Below are 17502 nucleotides of genomic sequence, written 5' to 3'. Positions count from 1 at the left end.
CCCGATGGTTCCGGTGCGATCAGCCAAGGGCGTGAACGGATGGTGCGCGCGCCGTGTGTGTGCGCCGGTGGACGGCTGGGTCAGCCGGGGGGTTCCACGGCGGCGGGGGCGTCGGAGGTCTGCGAGGGCTGGGGCTGTGGGGACTGGTGCTGCGCTGGCTGCGGCTGCGGCTGCGGCTGCGGGGACGGGGACGGCGCGGACGGTTGCGGCCGGGGCTGGACGGGGGCCTGAGCCTGGGCCTGGGGGTACTGCTGCGGGTACGGCCGGGCCTGCGGGTAGCCGTAGCCGTAGCCGTACGCCGGGGGTTGCGGCCAGGGCTGCGCCGGGCCCGGGTAGCCGTACCCGACGCCCGGCGCGGCGGGCGCGTAACCGCCGTAGCCGGGGCCCGGCTGGGCCGGCAGGTAGGCGGCCGGCGCCGGGGCCGCCGCATAGCCGGGCATGGGGTAGCCGCCGGGCGCACCGAAGGCCCGTGGCACCCCGAACACCCCGGGCATGCCGGGCCCACCCAGGAACCCGCCGAAGCCCATGGCCTGCGGATTGCGCCGGTACCACTCCTGCGCGCCGACCCGGGTGAAGATCTCCGCCACCCGCTCCCTGCGCTCCCACAGGTGGTGCAGCAGCTCCTGCTCCCGCTCCACGAAGTCCGCCCCGGCCAGCCCGCGCTCGGCGCGCTGCCGCAGGAAGGCCAGCGCCGTCGCGAAGCCCACGTACTCCCGCATCGCCTTGTCGCCCACCGGGCCCTGGGTGAACTTCGCCAGCTCCCTGGCCTGCTTCCGGGTCCGCATCGTCGACAGCACCAGCGGGACCGGCTGCGCGATCCACCCCGCCGCCGCGTACACCGGCAGCTGGCGCTCCAGCGCCCGCAGCTCGTTCCGGCGCGACCACACCACCAGCCACACCATCAGGCAGAACACCGGCACCATGAACAGGAAGTACACACCTATGAAGCCCAGCGGGCCGAGCACCGAGGAACCGTTCCAGGTCCCGTGCATGAACATCGCGCAGATCCAGCCGCCGATCGGCGCCGACACCTTCGCCCAGCGCCTGCGGGACACCGCGGCCAGGCCGAAGCCCACCCCGGTCATCGCGGTGAACAGCGGGTGCGCGAACGGCGACATCACCTCGCGCAGGATGAAGGTGATCACGGTCTGGGCGAATCCGGCGCCGTCCTTGTTGCCGTCCAGCACCGAGCGCCCGATGTAGAGGATGTTCTCGGTGAAGGCGAAGCCCGTCGCGGTGAACCCCGCGTAGACCACGCCGTCCACGATGCCGCCGAAGTCGCGGCGCCGGAACAGGAACAGCAGCAGGAGCGCGGAGCCCTTGGCCGACTCCTCCACCAGCGGGGCCACCAGGCTGGCGCCCAGGGTCTCGCCGCTGCCGATCTGATGGCTGATCAGCAGCGAGGTCGCCCAGGTGTTCGCCAGGATGGCGACCAGCGTCGCCGCGCAGGAGCCCCAGGCGAAGCAGAACAGCAGATTGCGCAGCGGCTTGGGCTCCAGGCGGTCCAGCCAGTAGAAGGCCCCCAGCACCAGCGGTACCGGCAGTACCGCCAGGCAGACCCCGATCAGCAGCCCGGAGGTGCCGGTCTGCCGCTGCACCAGGGCCAGGATCGCCACCCCGCACAGCGCCAGCAGCACGACCAGCGCGGTGAGTCGGAGGGCCTTGCTGTCGAACGGGTTGCGGCGCGCCGTGTAGCGGAAACTGCCGGTCAGCTGGAACTGCGGCTGCTCCTCCGCCTGCGGCACCGGCGGGGACTGCGGCGCGGGCGCGGCCGGCGCGGGCGTGGCCTCCGCGAGCGGGGGCCGGGGCGCGGCTATGTCGGCGGTCGCGGTCGGGTCCGGCTGCGGGCTGCTCACCGTACGACCTTAGCGGGGTGCATAAGCCTCCCGTAAGCCGTTACCGGTTCTCCCTCGGCCGCTCGCCCGGCCGCTCCCTCAGCGGCGGCGGAAGACCAGATCGTGCACGACATGGCCCTTGTCGAGGCCCTGCCGCTCGAACTTGGTCACCGGGCGCCACTCGGGTCGCGGTGCGTATCCCCCGTCACTGTCCGGGTGCAGGTTCTCCAGCTCGGGCGAGGCGCTCAGCACCTCCAGCATCTGCTCCGCGTACGGCTCCCAGTCGGTCGCGCAGTGCACGGTCGCGCCGCTGCGCAGCCGGTCCAGCGCCAGCTCCAGGAACTCGGGCTGCAGCAGTCGGCGCTTGTGGTGCCGCGCCTTGGGCCAGGGGTCGGGGAAGTAGATCCGCAGCCCGGCCAGCGAGGCCGGCGCGAGCTGGTCGCGCAGCAGGACCACCGCGTCGCCCTCGGCCAGGCGGACGTTGTTCAGGCCGTCGGACTCGATCCGGCGCAGCAGGTTGCCGTGGCCGGGCGTGTGCACGTCCACCGCGAGGATCCCGGTCCCGGGCTCGGCGGCGGCCATGGTCGCGGTGGCGTCGCCCATGCCGAAGCCGATCTCCAGCAGCACCGGGAGCTCCGGGTCCCCGAACAGCTCTGCCAGGTCCAGCTGCCGCCTGCCGTCGACCCGGAGGCCGTACTGCTCCCACAGCCGTGCCAGTGCCGCCCGCTGGGCGTCGCTCATCCGCCCCTTGCGCGGGTGGAAGCTCCGGATCCGCCGCTCGCGGTGGAGGTCGTCGGGCACGGGTGCGCCGAGCTGGGTCGGAATCGTGGGCTCGGGGAGGGCAGCGGGGGATGCGGGGTGGCTGGTCACAGTGGGGTCCAGTCTAACGGCGGCCTTGCCGACCTCAGCCGGCCAGCTGCGCCAGCGCCCGGCGGGCGATCTCGCGGCCGATCGGGAGCGAGGCGGTGGCCGCGGGCGAGGGTGCGTTGAGCACATGGACGGTGCGTGGGGCCTCGGCGAAGGCGAAGTCGTCCAGCAGGGTGCCGTCGCGGCCGACCGCCTGGGCGCGGACCCCGGCCGGGGCCGGGATCAGATCCGCGGAGGAGACCGCCGGCAGCAGACGCTGGACGTCGCGGGTGAAGGCGCGGTGCGACAGCGAGCGCCGTACCTCCACCGCCTCCGCCCGCCAGTGCTTCGCGGCCAGCCGCCAGGCGCCGGGCCAGGCCAGCGTCCCGGCGAACTCGCGCGGACTGATCCGGCTCCAGCTGTAGCCCTCCCTGGCCGTGGCGGGCACGGCGTTGGGGCCGACGTGCACGCCGCCGTGCAGATCGCGGGTGAGATGGACGCCGAGGAACGGGAAGGCCGGGTCGGGGACCGGGTACACCAGGCTGTGCACCAGCTCGGCCGCCCGCGCCGACAGCTCGAAGTACTCGCCCCGGAACGGGACGATCCGCACCCCCGGCTCGTCCCCGGCCATCCTGGCGATCCGGTCGCTGTGCAGCCCGGCACAGTTGACCAGCACCCTGGCCCGTACCTCGGCGAGGGTGGTGCCGACCGTCACCCCGTCCGCCCGGCGCGCGATCGAGACGACCGCCCCCCCGGTACGCACCTGTGCGCCGGAGAGCTTGGCGTACGCCCGCGCGACCGCCGGGTAGTCGCAGATCCCGGTGTCGCCGATGTGCAGCGCGGCCACTCCGCTGACCTGCGGCTCGTACTCGGCGATGCCGGCCGCGCCCAACTCCCGGACGCTGAGGCCGTGCTCGCGGCCGCGCTGCGCCAGCGCGTGCAGCCGGGGCAGCTCCTCGCTGCCGGTGGCGACCACCAGTTTGCCGGTGGACCGGTAGGGCAGCCCGTGCTCACGGCAGAACGCCGCCATCTCCCGGGCGCCCTCGACGGCGAAGCGGGCCTTGAGGCTGCCCGGCTTGTAGTAGAGGCCGCTGTGCACCACCCCGCTGTTGTGCCCGGTCTGGTGCCCGGCCACGGCGGGTTCCTTCTCCAGCACGATCACCGAGGTCCCGGGCGCGGCCCGACCCACCGCGTACGCCGTCGACAGGCCGACGATCCCGCCGCCGACCACCACCACATCGCAGTCGTATCCGCTGGTCGTGTCCACGCCGGGCATACTCCCACGTGGGGGCGGCTGTGCGCAGGGGGCTCCGGGCGGATTTTTGGCTGCGGACCGTAGTTGGCTGGTCGCGCAGTTCCCCGCGCCCCCAGCATGTGCAACTGGGCCAGTTGCAGACACATAGGGGCGCGGGGAACTGCGCGACCAGCCAGGCACACGCCGCAGCCGCTGGACGGGCACAGCCAGAACTCAGGCCGGCGCCGCCAGCACCAGCCGGGCCCGCTCCGCGAGTTCCACCGCCGCCCGCTCGGTCTTGAAGTGCTCCAGACGTTTGAGCATCTCCTGGACGTACTCCCTGGTCCGCTGCGAGGAGATGCGACCGGCGACCTCCACCGCCCTGGTGCCCGCCGCCACCGCCGCGTCCAGGTCGCCGTCGTCCAGCTCGGCCAGCGCCGAGACCACCAGCCGCAGACCGTGCGAACGCACATACGCCTCGGTCGGACGGGCCAGCGCCTGCGCGGTGAACTGCCGTACCTTCAGCGGGACTCCCAGGTCCCGATAGCACTCGGCGGCGTCCGCGGCGAGGCGGTCCTGGGAGAAGAAGTCGATCCAGGCCGGGTCGTCGTCGCCGGGCCGGGAGCGCTCCAGCCAGGTCTCCGCCGCGCTGAGCGCCGTCGCGCAGGCGTGCGCGCTGCCCGCGCGGGCGTGCGCGCGGGCCTCCACCAGGTGGAAGAAGCTCATGGTCCGGGTGGTGGCCAGGCCCCGGTTGCGTTCGATGGCGGCCTGGGCGAGGTCCACCCCCTCCTCGGCCGCGCCCCGGTACGTGGCCTGGAGGCTCATCGACGCCAGCACATAGCCGCCGAACGGCACGTCCGCCGCCGCCCTGGCCAGCCGCAGCGCCTGGATGTAGTAGCGCTGGGCGGCCTCGTGCTGGCCGGTGTCGAAGGCCATCCACCCTGCCAGCCTGGTGAGTTCGGCGGTCGCGCCGAACAGTGCCCGGCCCACCTCGTCGCTGTAGGAGCCGAGCAGCAGCGGCGCCGCGTCGTGCCGCAGGCACTCCGGGACCATGGACGAGCGCCAGTCCCCGCCGCCGTAGCGGGAGTCCCAGCGCCGGGCCTCCTCCGCCGCCTGCCGCAGCTTGGCCGCGTCCGCGTGCCCGACCCGGTAGGCCCGCCCGTCGCCCGCCGCCGCCCTTGCCTGAAGCGCTTCGCGCTGCCCCTCCTGTTCGCCGACCACGGCCCGGACCCGCAGCGCCTCCTCGGAGAGTTCCAGCGCCGAGGCGTCCCGGGCGACCGAGCCGTCCACCGGGGTGATCAGCCAGCGTGAGACCGGAGTGGCGTACGCGGTCACCGAGAAGGTGCCCGCCAGGTTGTCCCACCAGCCGCGCCTGACGCTGCCGGAGGTGCCCGAACTCCCTTGCGGCGGACCCGAGTCGAGCCCCCACAGGGCCGTCACATGGCGCACCGCCTCGGGAACCTCGCGGGGGAAGGCCAGGCCGATCTCCGGTGCCGGGTCGGTGCTCCCCAGGCCGATCTCGTCCAGTGGGACGGTGCGTCCCAGCTTTCCGCCGATCGCCGAGGCGATCAGCTGCGGCACCGGGCCCTGCGGCACCATGCCCTTGCCGACCCAGCGGGCCACCGAGGTCTTGTCGTAACGGAACGTCAGACCACGTTGCGCGCCCAGGTCGTTGACCCGGCGGGCCAGCCCGGCGTTGCTGATGCCGGCGAGCGCCAGCAGCGTGCCGAGCTTGTCGTTGGGCCCTCGCCCTGTGGTGGTCATGCCCTGTGCCACCTCCCCGCCGGTCAGCGTTCTACCCAGAGTAGTTCCCCGCGTTCCCACGGTTAAGAGGTTCCGTTCCGGATGGCGGGATACCGCTCTCTCACTTCGGACCACCGCCGTGCTGCCGACGCGCCGCAGCGAGGGCGCCATGCACCCGCCGAGTGTGGCCGTGCGCCCTCCCGTGCCCCCTCCCCGGCGCCGGCCCGCAGGGCTTCGATGGCCGGTGTGGGTCGGCCTGCGGTCGAGGAGGGCAGGTCGGGGGACGCCGCCGCAGCTCCCCGCGCGGTGGCGGGCCGACTCGGGGGGTGTGCGGACACCCCCCGAGCGGGCGGGGACGAACGGGCACGGGGAACAGTCCGCGTCCGGGTCGGGGAGGGAGCGGCCCGGACGTGGTCCCGCCGACTCCCCGACCCGGACGCCGGTACGGAATGCCCGAAACTGACCGCAATCGGTCGGTCGGCTTCCGGCAGCCGGTCGTCGGTGCCCGCGTCCTGACGGGATTCCCCATGCCCTTTTTCTGCTCACGTCCGCAAACGATCGCGTCCGGCCCGGCGAAGTCGGGCCGTCCAGATGGCACGATGTCTCTGAACGGTTCCTGACGGTGCGACAGCAGGTCCGCTGCCGTCCGTCCGGGGCCCACGGAGGCGAGGCGTCGATGCGGTGGTTGGTGGGGTGGAACGGCGCGTCCGCCGTGACCGATCCCGGCCTGCGCGAACTGCGCCCGCTCGGCGGGCAGTTGCTGTGGGGCGGGCCTGATCCGCTCTGGGCCGTGGGCGACTGGCGCCCCGAGGAGATCCGCACCATCTCCGTGCACCGCCAGTTGCGCCCGGACGACACCGTCCGCACCGGCTTCCCCGACCTGCCCGAGGACCCCGACGACCCGGCCGCCGCCGACGGCGCCGTGGCCCGGCTCGCCGTCGTCGGCCACTGCGGCGCCGGGGACGCCGCGCTGCGTACCGCGCTGCTCACCGCCAGCGGCGGCGCGCTGCGCCATCTCACCGTCTGGCCCGGCAGCTATGTCGTGGTGCTCCAGCAGGGCACCAGGACCACGCTGATCGGCGACCTGGCCGGGGTCCGCCCGCTCTTCCACACGCAGTGGTGCGGCGGCACCGCCTTCGCCACCGCGGCGCTGCCGCTGGCCGACCTCGTCGGCGCACCGGTGGACCCGCTGTACCTGGCCGCCCGACTGGCCGTCCCTGACGCCCCGGAGGCGGTGGACGGCGGCAGCCCGTTCGCCGGTGTTCGCCGGGTGCCCCCGGGGCGCGCGCTCAGCATCCGGGCCGGCCGGCCCCAGCTGCAGGGGTACGAGCCGCAGCTCCCCGCCGTCGGCGGCAGCACCGAGATCACCGAGGCGGCGGCGACCGGCGAGGTCACCCGCAGCCTGCTGGAGGCCGTCCGCTGCCGGGTCCGCGGCGACCTGGACCGGCCGCACCGGGTCAGCACCGACCTCTCCGGCGGCAGCGCCTCCACCGTGGTCACGCTGCTCGCCGCCGCCATACCCACCCCGCCCACCCGTCGCCCACCACCACCCTTGTTCGAAACGCTTCGCGCTGCACCCCCTGGAAGTCGCCCACCACCTCTCTTGTTCGAAACGCTGGGAGTCACGTCGTCCGGACGCGGCGCGTTCCCCCCAGCCCAGGGGCAGGAGCAGATCCTCGCCACCAGCCGCAGCGTCGACGAGCGCTGGGGCGACCCCCGCAGCTACCGCACCCTGCACCACGGCCCGCCGACCACGCTGCCCACCCCGGCCCGCAGCGGCGCCATCCGCGGCTCGTGGGCCAGGGGCAACGGCGCGGCGACCGCCACGGACGCACCGCTGCTCGCCGTCACCTACACCGACGGCGCCTCGGCCGATCCGAGCCCGGACCCGGCCCGCACCGCGGAGCTGGTCCGGGTCAGATCGCTGGCGGGGGACCACCCCCGCCTGGAACACCTGCTGATCGCGGGCGGCCCCGACACCCTCCCCTACGCGGACCTGCTCGACCCCGACCTGGCCGGCCCGCTCACCGACGAACCCGGCGCCGCCCTGGTCGCCGGCGCGCGCCACCGCCGCAGGCTGGCTGAGGCCGGCACCGACCACCTCGGCGGCCACGGCGGCCGCCAGGTCCTGGACGGCCACCCGGCCCGGCTCGCCGACCTGCTGCTGGAACACCGGAGGCTGCCGCTGCTGCGGCCGATCACCGCCCTGGCCCGCGCCGACAGCACCGACCACCCGGTGCACGGAGCCTTCGGCACCCCGGTCTCGGTCCTGCGCGCCGCCCGCCGCCTCGCTCGCACCAGCTACGCCGAGGGCCTGGAGGACGCCGCCACCCAGCTGATGTCCCGTCATGTCGCGCTCCCCGGAACGGCGGGGGCGGCCTCGATCCAGTCGCTCAGCTGGTGCGACCCGGGCCCCGCCGCCCGCTGGCTGACCGACGACGCCCTCTCCGCGGTCTCGGTGCGGCTGCGGCTGGCCACCCGGCGAACGGCCCCGGACGAGCGCCCGGGCGCCCGGCGCGCACGCCTCGCGCTGCACCGTCAGGCCGGCGAGTTCCGGGTGCTCACCCAGCTCGCCGAAGAGGCGCACGGGCAGCGGCTGCACGCCCCGTACCTCGACAGCCAGGTGATCCGCGCCTGCGGCCTGGTACCGCCCTCCGCGCGGGTCCAGCCGGGCTCCCGGCACGCCATCCTCCGCAGCGTCCTGGCGGGAGCGGGCGCCGAGTCCGTACCCGACTGGGGCAGCACGCCGCCGGACCCCTACTCCGCCGCCGACAGCGTCCGCGAGGGACTGCGCCGGGCCCTGCCCGCCCTCGACCGGATCTTCGCCGCACCGCTGCTCGCCGACCTCGGCCTGCTCGACGCCCGGGCCTTCCGCAAGGCGCTGCACAACGCCGCCCGCGACCGGCCGGTCCCGCTGGACGGACTGGCCGCCGTGGTCTCCACGGAGGTCTGGCTGCGCCGCCTGCACGCCCGTCAGGGCTCCTGCTGGACCGGGATGCCGCTGGCCGAGCGCCGTGCGATCGGCGGCCTGGACCCCATCGGCGTGCCGTAGCCCGCCCCACCGCGCCAGGCGCAAGCATGAAGAGCATGCCCCGCACCAGCCCGAACCGCCCCGGCCACACCGGTTCCGCGCACACCGGCTCCGCGCGCAGCCTTCCTCCGCACACCGGCCCGGCGCGCCACCAGCACCCGGTGCCGGTGCTCCGCGAACTCCCGTCCGGACCGCCCGGCATCCTGGTCGGACTCGACGGCTCGGACGGCTCGCTGTGGGCCCTCGACCGCGCCTTCACCGAGGCCATCGCCCACGAGCTGCCGCTCTACGTCCTCGCCGCCGTCGACCCCGCCCCGGCCGGCTATCCACCGGGGATGGCCGACCTCACCGAGGAGAGCGCCGACCGGCTGATCGACAGCATGGGCCAGGTCGCCCTGCGCGCGCTCGCCGCGGTCCGGGCCAACCACCCGCCGATGCCGGCCGTGACCGTGCACATCATCCTCGGCGACGCCGTGGACACCCTGCTCAAGGCCTCCGCCCAGCACGGCACCCTGGTCGTCGGCGCCCGTGGCAACGGGGGATTCGAGCGGCTGCTGCTGGGCTCCATCGCCACCGCCGTGATCCACCACTCCGCCTGCCCGGTCCTCCTGGTCCCCGGCGGCACGGCGGACTCCAACTATCCGGGCGAGGATCGGCCCGCGCCGGTTGGGGCTGCGGACTCCAATGATCCGGGGGGCGACCCCCCGCGCCCCCACGAAACGCAGACGTGGCGGGGCCCCGAGGATCGGCGTCCGCCGGTCGGGGCCGAGGAATACGAACAGGCCGGCCCTGGTTCCGACACCTGACGACGCAGACCCGAGGGAACCCATGAAGATCGAGATCTACAGCGACATCGCCTGCCCCTGGTGCTACATCGGCAAGCGCCGCTTCGAGCGCGCCCTCGGCGCCTTCAACCAGCCCGTCGAGGTGGTCTACCGCCCCTACCAGCTGGTCCCCGACGCCCCGGCGGAGGCCACCCCGCACCGCGCCTGGCTCGCCGAGCGCTACGGGCCGCAGTCCCGGGCCATGGACGACCGCGTCGCCGCCCTGGGCGCGGCGGACGGCATCAGCTACGACTTCGACGCCGCCCTGCACGCCAACACCTTCGACGGACACCGCCTGCTGTGGCTGGCCGCCACCGAGTACGGGCTCCCGGTGCAGCACGTCCTCAAGGAGAAGCTGCTCGCGGCCCACTTCACCGACGGCGTCGACGTCGGCGACCACACCGCGCTCACGGCGGTCGCCGTGGCGGCCGGGCTGGACCGCGACCGGGTCACCGCCTTCCTCGCCTCCGACGAGGGCAGCACCGAGGTCCGGGCCGAGCTCGACCACGCCCGCGCGCTTGGCATCAGCTCCGTCCCCACCTTCGTCATCGACGAGAAGTGGGCGGTCCAGGGCGCCCAGGAGACCTCCACCTTCCTGCGCGCCCTGGAGCAGGCGGCGGCGGACACGGCGACGGACACCGCGACCGCCGGCAGCTGCGACGACGACACCTGCGCGGTCTGAGCCGCCGAGCCGGTCGCCTCAGTCCTCAGTCCTCAGCGGCAGGTGAACCTCGCGTCCGCCCAGTCGGCCACGTTGGCGAGCAGTGACCAGGCGGCCGGCTCGGTGACCAGCCGGATCGCGGAGACACCCGCCAGCGGCACGCTGACCGGCACCGCGGCCTGACCGCCGCGAACCGTCCCGGAGCTCCACAGCTGCCGGCCGGTCGTCGCGTCCAGCACCGAGAAGCGCACCGCTCCCAGCCCCAGTGTCATGTCGTCGATCCCGGCGTCGGCGGCGAACTCGCTGCACTGCCGGTTGAGGTCGATCGTCACCGACGACGGCGCGTGGACGGTGATCCCACGGCTGTACGACCTGCCGCCCACGCGGACCCCGTTGCTGCGCTGCCACAGCCAGCTGGAGGCGTCGGGGGCCACGGTCGGGCCGTCGGCGGAGCCGATCCCGCCGTACGGGAGGGCGTCCACGTAGTAGTCCGCAGGGGTGACCACCGGAGGAGTCGGCACGGGCCGCGGCGACGGGGTGGGAGTCGGCTTCGGCGTCGGTTTCGGCCGGGGCTTCGGCGAGGCCTTGACCGCCGGCGTCGGACTCGGCTGGACCACCGGCTTGGGCGTCGGCTTCGACACCAGCGGCGCCACCACCGGCGGAGTCGGGGTCGGCGTGGGCCGGGGCACGGGCGGGGCCGCCGGCCGGGGCACCACCTTCACCGCCGAGGGCCTGGCGGCCTGCGGCGGTTTCGGCTTGGTGTCGTTGCCGCTCAGTGCGAACACCACCCCGGCCACCGCGACCACGGTCACCAGCGCCGCGATCCCCGCCTTGGCGGGCACCCCGAGCCCCTCAGCGGCGGCACCGCCCGCAACGCCGCCGCTGCTCCCGGCACCGGCGCCGGCTGCTCCGGCGGCAGTCGCGCCGGCCGCACCTGCCGTACCGGCCCCGGCCGTCGCACTCGCGCTGACCCCGGCCGCCACCCCGGCGGCGCCGGCCGCCCCGGCCGCACCCGCGGCGAGCACGGTGAAGTAGCCCGATCCGACCCACCACACCAGCGCGCCGGTCGGCAGCAGCTCCCGCAGGCTGTGGTTGAGGTCCACCAGTTCCAGGTAGGCGGCCGAGCAGCGGTCGCACTCCTTCATGTGCCCGCGTACGTCCCCGGCCGCCCGCTTCCCCAGCGAGCCGCGCGCGAACGCGCCCAGCCTGCGCGCATAGGCCTCGCACGCGGTCTCCTGGGTGTCGGAGATGTGCGCCTGCAGGAACTCGGTGGCGAGCCGGTCCCGGGCCCGACTCGCCTGCACCGCCGTCGCGTTGGCGGTCTTGCCGATCAACTCGGCGACCTGTCGGGGCGGTTCGCGTTCGACCGCGGTGTGCCAGAGCACCATCTGGTCGTCCGGCTCCAGCCGGCTGAACGCCCGGACCACCAGCGAGTGGTCGATCCCCGCCATCGCCCAGGCGTCTGCGCCGGGGTCGACGACGCTGACGTCGGCGACGGCCGCGGAGGTGGCGGCGAACAGGGTGAAGTCGTCGACCAGCTGCTCGCGCCGGTCGCTGCGGCTCCAGCCGGCCGCGATGTTGCGGACCGCCGTCAGCAGGTAGGCGCGGACGGCGATCTCGGGGCCCTTGCCGGCCCGCAGCGCCTGCAGGGTACGGGCGAAGACCTCGCCGGCCAGGTCCTCGGCGGTGAAGGTGTCGCGGCAGCAGGTACGGGCGTACCGGCGCACGGCGTCGGCGTGCCGCCGGTACAGCTCCTCGTAGGCCGCGTCGTCCCCGGCCCGTACCGCCGCGGTGAGTTCGGCGTCGGAGACGGGCAGCGGTTCGTCGTCGACGGGTCCGCCGGGAGGCGGCACCGTGGCCGCCGCTGGGTCCCCGGCGGCGGTGCCCGGAGCGGCCCCCGACGGGGCCGCTGGCACGGGGCCTCCGGCGCGGTGCCGCGCCCCCTGGGCCGGAACCTGGGGCAGGGGCTCCGAAGGCCCTGCGGATCCGATGCCGGAGCCCTCCCCCGATTCGTCCTGGCCGTCAACGCGCATGGCTGTCCCCGTGTCGTTCCACGGTCAAAGATTCCCACGCGGATCCCGCACGGACGTGGTCTTCGGCATCCGACCACCCGTCCGGGGAACGAGGAACTGAATACCTGAACGATTCTCGCAGCGATGGACTACCGTGCTGGTCCGCGCTGCCCGGCCGCGGCCTGTCGTTCGACCGCTGACCGTCCGTCATCCGTCGGATCGCAGACCGTCCAGCAGGATGCGCAGCAGCCGCGCCGACGACCCCTGCGCCCCGGGCACGCCCTCGGCGCCGGCGGCCTCACCGCTGGGCTCCGTGTAGGAGGGCACCGAGGCGGTCAGTACCAGCACCACATCGGTGACCCGGACCCCGCTGCGCAACTCGCCCGCGCTCCGGGCCCGTTCGACCAACTGCCCGAGCAGCTCCAGCAGTCGGGCCGGATCCGCGTCCCCGGTGCCGTCGCCCGGCGGGGGCGGTGGCGCCGCGATCTCCATCGGGGGCACCTCGCCGGCCGTCCGCTGGGCGGGGACCTGGTCCATCCGCTCCGCGTAGCGGAAGGCCTCCGGCGGAAGCAGCCGTCCCGCACCGGTGGCCACCGCCCGGGAGAGGTAGCCGGCCAGTGCGTCCCAGGGCTGCGGGTCGCCGTTCAGCGACTCCCAGGCCTGCGCCGTCAGCCAGGCGACCTCCTCCGAGGCGATCCGCCTGACCAGGACCTCCTTGCTGGGGAAGCGCCGGTAGACGGTGCCGACGCCGACCCCCGCCCGCCGGGCGACCTCCTCCATCGGCGCCCCGTAGCCGAGTTCGCCGAAGACCTCGCGCGCAGCGCGCAGCACGCTCTCCAGATTGCGCCGTGCGTCGACGCGCAACCGGCCGCCGCCACCGCCGGCACCGGATCCCGGTGCTCCCGATGACGCAGCCGACACCGACGCCGCTGCCGGGCGTCCGTTTCGCGGATCCGGTATGGACCGTTCCCCCACATGCGGAAGCGCATGTTCCCGCTGAACCATGACTTTAGTCCTCCCCCGTGGGCACCACGTCCGATGCGGTGCCCCCCTACGCGCACACGATGTAGCGAACCGATGACGGATTCGCAGACACCCCGACCATAGTTGAGAGCAGATCAGGCCGAACAGGGGCCTTCCCAAGACTCGGGTGCCGGGGACTCACCCGGGAGCACCGAGTATCTCCGTCGGGACGTAGGACATCTGGGCCGATAAGCGGATGATCGAGCGGACATTCCCGGTCGTTCTCCTCATCGCGTTCACCGCACCGGTCCCACCAGTTCAGGCGCGGACTATGTACAAGATGCCGTCGAGGGTGCGGAATGGACCGGTACTCACACCACTCGGGGAGCGACCCCCGATGCCAGCCGGAAACGACGACCGGAAACTACGAGTCGAGACTGAGTGACGCCGGTGACCACCCCACCACCCCCAGCCGCGTCGACCCCCGCCCACCAACCCGCCCGCGCATCCGCTCCCGGCCCCGCTCCGGCCAGGATCCTGCTCGTCGGCGGCGGCCATGTCGGCCTCTACGCCGCCCTGCGGCTGCAGCAGCGGCTGCGCCCGGACGAGGCCGAACTGACCCTGGTCGACCCCAAGTCGTACATGACGTACCAACCGCTGCTGGCCGAGGCCGCCGCGGGCGCCGTCGACCCCCGCCATCTCGTCGTCCCGCTGCGACGGATACTGCCGCGCGTCCAGGTGGTGCTCGGACGGCTCAGCGCCCTCCAGCCAGCCGTCCACCGGGCCACCGTGACGGTCCCCCCACCGGTGCAGCAGCAGTCCGAACGCGATCTCCGACTCGACTACGACCTGCTGGTCCTGGCCCCCGGCGCGGTGCCCAGGATCCTGCCGGTCCCGGGACTGGCCGAGCACGGCATCGGCTTCGGCAGCGTCCAGGAGGCCGTGTCGCTGCGCAACCATGTCCTCACCCAGCTCGACCTGGCCTCCTCCACCCGTGACGCGGCACTCCGCGAGGCCGCGCTGACCTTCGTCTTCGTCGGCGGGGGCTACGCGGGCACCGGCGCCATCGCCGAACTGGAGGACATGGCCCGCTACGCCGCCCGCCACTACCCGGGCATCCAACCCGAGGACCTGCACTGGGTGCTGGTCGAGGCGGGCGACCGCATCCTCCCCGAGACCGAGCCCGACGTGGGCCTGCGCACCACCGCCGAACTGCGCGGACGCAATATCGAGGTCAGGGTCGGCACCCGGCTGGAGTCGGTGCACGACGGAGTCGTCGCCCTCTCCGACGGCAGCCGGTTCGCCGCCCGGACGCTGGTCTGGACGGCCGGCGTCCGGGCCCATCCGGTGCTCAGGGAGACCGGGCTCGCCTGCGACGCCCAGGGACGGCTGCGCTGCGACGCGACGCTGCGGGTGCTCGGCACCGAGGACGTCTGGTCGGCCGGTGACGGTGCGGCAGTCCCCGACCTGACCCGACAGGGCGAGTGCTGCGCCGCCACCGCCCAGCACGCGGTACGGCAGGCCAGGGTCCTCGCCGACAACGTGGTGGCGCAGCTGCGCGGCGAGCCGGCGACGGAGTACCGCTACGAGTCCAAGGGCTCGCTCACCTCGCTCGGCCTGCACAAGGGCGTCGCCCAGCTGCGCGGCCGCGCGCTGCACGGCCGCCCCGCCTGGCTGCTGCACCGCGCGGTGCACCTGCGGCGGATGCCGACGCTGGACCGCAAGGCCCGGGTGCTGGCCGACTGGATGCTGGCCGGACTGCTGAAACGCGAGATCGTGTCCATGGGCGCACTGGAGCAGCCGCGCGCCGGCTTCGAGACCCTGATGGAACTCGACCAGGACTTATGGACGGACCAGGACTGACGGCCGGAAGAACGCTACGAGACGGCTGTGAAGAGACGTCAGCTGGATGGGGCGGAAGCAGGGGAGGAATCCCCACGACGCACAGGATGGGTATCTCTTAAGAGTGACCGACCCTGATGTTGCTCGCGGAGTCCATCAGCCACACTGGTCCGGACGTCCCGCCCCCGCCGTCCCCCCACCGTCGGACAGCCAGTTCTCCCCACTCCCACAGAAGGGTCCCGTGAACCTCACGCGCTGGAGCTCGCGGCTCCCTGGAGTACAGCGACGGTCCGCTCTGTCGCCGCAGGCCCAGAAGGCGGAACCCGGCGGCGGCCACGTCGAGCAGCCGACCGACTCCAAGGACGAGGAGTCCGACTTCGGACTCGCCGGGGACGTGGCGAACGTCCGCGCGCCCCTGCCTGCTCCCGCGAAGGGCGCCGCCGGGAGCGAGGGCCTGCCCGGAGCCGGGGTGAAGGGCGGTGCGGCCGCCGGGACCGCTGCGGCGATCGCTACCGGAGTCACCGCCCCAAGGGGCTCCTCCGACGGCTATGACCAGCCCACCGTCCACGACGTCCTGGCCCACCTCCCGGCCCTGGTGGCGGTCAGTTACGGGCCCGGTCACCGCGTCGGCTACCTCAACCGTGCGTATACGGATGTCTTCGGGCCCAGGCCCACCGGAGTGCCCGCCCACCAGGTGATGCCGGAGCTGGAGGAGCTCGGCCTGCTCCCGCTGATGGACCAGGCGTTCCGTACCGGACGACCCCGCACGGTCAAGGCGCGCAAGGTCACACACCCTTCGTTCACCAGTTCCGATCAGGGCCCGGATTCGGCTCCTGGCTCCGGGTCCGGCTCGGGAACTGAGCGGCCCCGCTACTTCACCTTCGTCTGCGCCCCGGTCCGTGACAGCGAGGACCTCGGCCGTCAGGTCACCTCCCTCGCCGCGACCCACCAGCACCAGCAGGGCCGGATCACCACCAGCCCGCGCAGCCCCTTCGGCGCCCTGCGCCGCAGCACCAACGCCGCAGACGTCTGCGGCGTACTGGTCTTCGGCGCCGAGGTCACCGACCAGGTCCAGGTCACCGAGCGGCTCAGGGAGAGCGAGCGCCGCCACCGCGAGGCCGCGGTCACCCTGCAGCGCAGCCTGCTGCCGCAGAAGCTCGAACAGCCAGACGACCTCAGAGTCGCCGCCACCTACCAGCCCGGCGGCGCCGACGCCGCCGTCGGCGGTGACTGGTACGACGTCATCACCCTCGGAGGCGGACGCACCGCCCTGGTCATCGGCGACGTCATGGGACGGGGAATGCGCGCCGCCGCCGTCATGGGCCAGCTCCGTACGGCGGTGCGGGCCTACGCCCGACTCGACCTGCCCCCGCACGAGGTCCTGCAACTGCTCGACGGCCTCGCCTCCGAGATCGACGCCACCCTCATCGCCACCTGTGTCTACGCCGTCTACGACCCCAGCGAGCAGCGCCTCGTCTACGCGTCCGCCGGCCACCTGCCGCTGATGATCCGTGAGGCCGACGGCTCGGTCACCCGCCCCGAGGAGCCCTGCGGTCCGCCCCTCGGCACCGGCGGCTACCTGCACACCTCCGCCAGCGTCGCGCTGGGCACCGGCGCCACCGGCGTCCTCTACACGGACGGCCTGGTCGAACGGCGAGAGCAGGACATCGACGAGGGCCTGGACGCCCTGGCCCGCACCTTCGCCGGCGCCACCGGCCAGCCGGACGTCATCTGCGCCCGGCTGCTCCGGGCCATGGGGGTGACCCCGGACCACGATGACGACGTTGCCGCCCTGGTGTTCCAGCTCCCCGAGCGCGACACCGAGACCGCCGAACTGTTCCGCAGCGCCTCACTGGACCTGCTGGGCGGCGCGGAGGCGGTCTCCAGCGCCCGGGCCTTCACCAGCGGCGTGCTGTCCAGCTGGCGACTGGGGGAAGAACTGCTCGACCTGGGTGTCCTCGCGGTCAGCGAACTGGTCTCCAACTCCTTCACCCACGGCCACCCCCCGATGCGCCTGCGGCTGCGCCGCACCGACCGCCGCCTCACAGTGGAAGTCACCGACGCCGACGACCACCTCCCGCGCCGCCGCCGCGCAGAACCGGCCGACGAGACCGGCCGCGGCATCGCCATCATCGCGACCATCGCCAGCAGCTGGGGCACCCGCCGCACCCCGGACGGCGGCAAGGCCGTGTGGTGCGACTTCCTGCTCCCCACGACACGTCAGACACCCCGTCAGTAATGGGTTTGACTTCGTGTCGGCGGCCGCCTAATGTACGTCGAGCTGCCTGAACAGGAGCTCCGAACGCGCTGAGCGCGGGCGGTCCTGTGATGAGGGTGGCCATCCCCTGGAAGTTCGGATCATGCAACCTCTGGTTCGTCATGCTCATTTCCCGGGAATGCAGCGGAATTGGCTTGCACCGAGGAATTCCGCTAGAGTTTCACTCGTCGGAACGGGCCGGAAACAACGGGCCGGGAGGACGGAAAGCAAGCCGGAAACGGTCTGCTAGGCTG

General features: G+C 73.8%; 11 protein-coding genes. 5 read left to right on the top strand and 6 right to left on the bottom strand.

Translation table 11 applies throughout. The features are described 5' to 3' along the window. Window positions 1-80 precede the first annotated feature (80 nt). The 4 genes from ABH941_RS38370 to ABH941_RS38355 all read right to left on the bottom strand — a co-directional run bounded on the left by ABH941_RS38370 (window position 81) and on the right by ABH941_RS38355 (window position 5679). On the bottom strand, window positions 81-1856 hold the full coding sequence (locus ABH941_RS38370) for a PrsW family intramembrane metalloprotease (RefSeq protein WP_370135788.1): 1776 nt from the start codon (window positions 1854-1856) through the stop codon (window positions 81-83). A gap of 78 nt (window positions 1857-1934) precedes the next feature. Continuing rightward, complete coding sequence (gene trmB, locus ABH941_RS38365) at window positions 1935-2705, bottom strand: tRNA (guanosine(46)-N7)-methyltransferase TrmB (protein WP_370135784.1); 771 nt, start codon at window positions 2703-2705, stop codon at window positions 1935-1937. Window positions 2706-2739: 34 nt separating this feature from the next. Further along, a complete protein-coding gene (lhgO, locus tag ABH941_RS38360) occupies window positions 2740-3948 on the bottom strand; it encodes an L-2-hydroxyglutarate oxidase (RefSeq protein WP_370135781.1) in 1209 nt (402 codons plus the stop codon). Window positions 3949-4149: 201 nt separating this feature from the next. Next, window positions 4150-5679 carry an MFS transporter gene (locus ABH941_RS38355; RefSeq protein WP_370135778.1) on the bottom strand — a complete coding sequence of 510 codons (1530 nt, stop codon included), beginning with the start codon at window positions 5677-5679 and terminating at the stop codon, window positions 4150-4152. Window positions 5680-6370: 691 nt separating this feature from the next. On the opposite strand from ABH941_RS38355, the gene ABH941_RS38350 reads away from it, so the two are divergent. Genes ABH941_RS38350 through ABH941_RS38340 form a run of 3 tightly spaced genes read left to right on the top strand, consistent with a single transcriptional unit; the run spans window position 6371 to window position 10195 of the window. Further along, a complete protein-coding gene (locus ABH941_RS38350) occupies window positions 6371-8710 on the top strand; it encodes an asparagine synthase-related protein (RefSeq protein WP_370135775.1) in 2340 nt (779 codons plus the stop codon). 35 nt (window positions 8711-8745) lie between these two features. Further along, on the top strand, window positions 8746-9495 hold the full coding sequence (locus ABH941_RS38345) for a universal stress protein (protein WP_370135772.1): 750 nt from the start codon (window positions 8746-8748) through the stop codon (window positions 9493-9495). 22 nt (window positions 9496-9517) lie between these two features. Continuing rightward, the gene (locus ABH941_RS38340; RefSeq protein ID WP_370135769.1) at window positions 9518-10195 is read left to right on the top strand and encodes a DsbA family protein; all 678 of its coding nucleotides are present in this window, start codon (window positions 9518-9520) and stop codon (window positions 10193-10195) included. A 32-nt stretch (window positions 10196-10227) separates the two neighbouring features. Here the strand turns inward: ABH941_RS38340 and ABH941_RS38335 are convergent, their stop codons facing one another. Then, window positions 10228-12090, bottom strand: coding sequence for a sigma-70 family RNA polymerase sigma factor (locus ABH941_RS38335; protein WP_370135766.1), 1863 nt, complete (start codon window positions 12088-12090; stop codon window positions 10228-10230). A gap of 303 nt (window positions 12091-12393) precedes the next feature. Beyond that, on the bottom strand, window positions 12394-13050 hold the full coding sequence (locus ABH941_RS38330) for a TetR/AcrR family transcriptional regulator (protein ID WP_370135762.1): 657 nt from the start codon (window positions 13048-13050) through the stop codon (window positions 12394-12396). A gap of 633 nt (window positions 13051-13683) precedes the next feature. Between ABH941_RS38330 and ABH941_RS38325 the strand changes: the two genes are divergently transcribed. After that, window positions 13684-15012, top strand: a complete 1329-nt coding sequence (locus ABH941_RS38325; RefSeq protein ID WP_370135878.1) for an NAD(P)/FAD-dependent oxidoreductase — start codon at window positions 13684-13686, stop codon at window positions 15010-15012. Window positions 15013-15232: 220 nt separating this feature from the next. Continuing rightward, window positions 15233-17230 carry a SpoIIE family protein phosphatase gene (locus ABH941_RS38320; protein ID WP_370135759.1) on the top strand — a complete coding sequence of 666 codons (1998 nt, stop codon included), beginning with the start codon at window positions 15233-15235 and terminating at the stop codon, window positions 17228-17230. Window positions 17231-17502 lie beyond the last annotated feature (272 nt).

This window comes from Streptacidiphilus sp. EB103A (genome assembly GCF_041261405.1).
Lineage (GTDB): Bacteria > Actinomycetota > Actinomycetes > Streptomycetales > Streptomycetaceae > Streptacidiphilus.
This window is presented reverse-complemented; position numbering and strand designations above follow the sequence as displayed.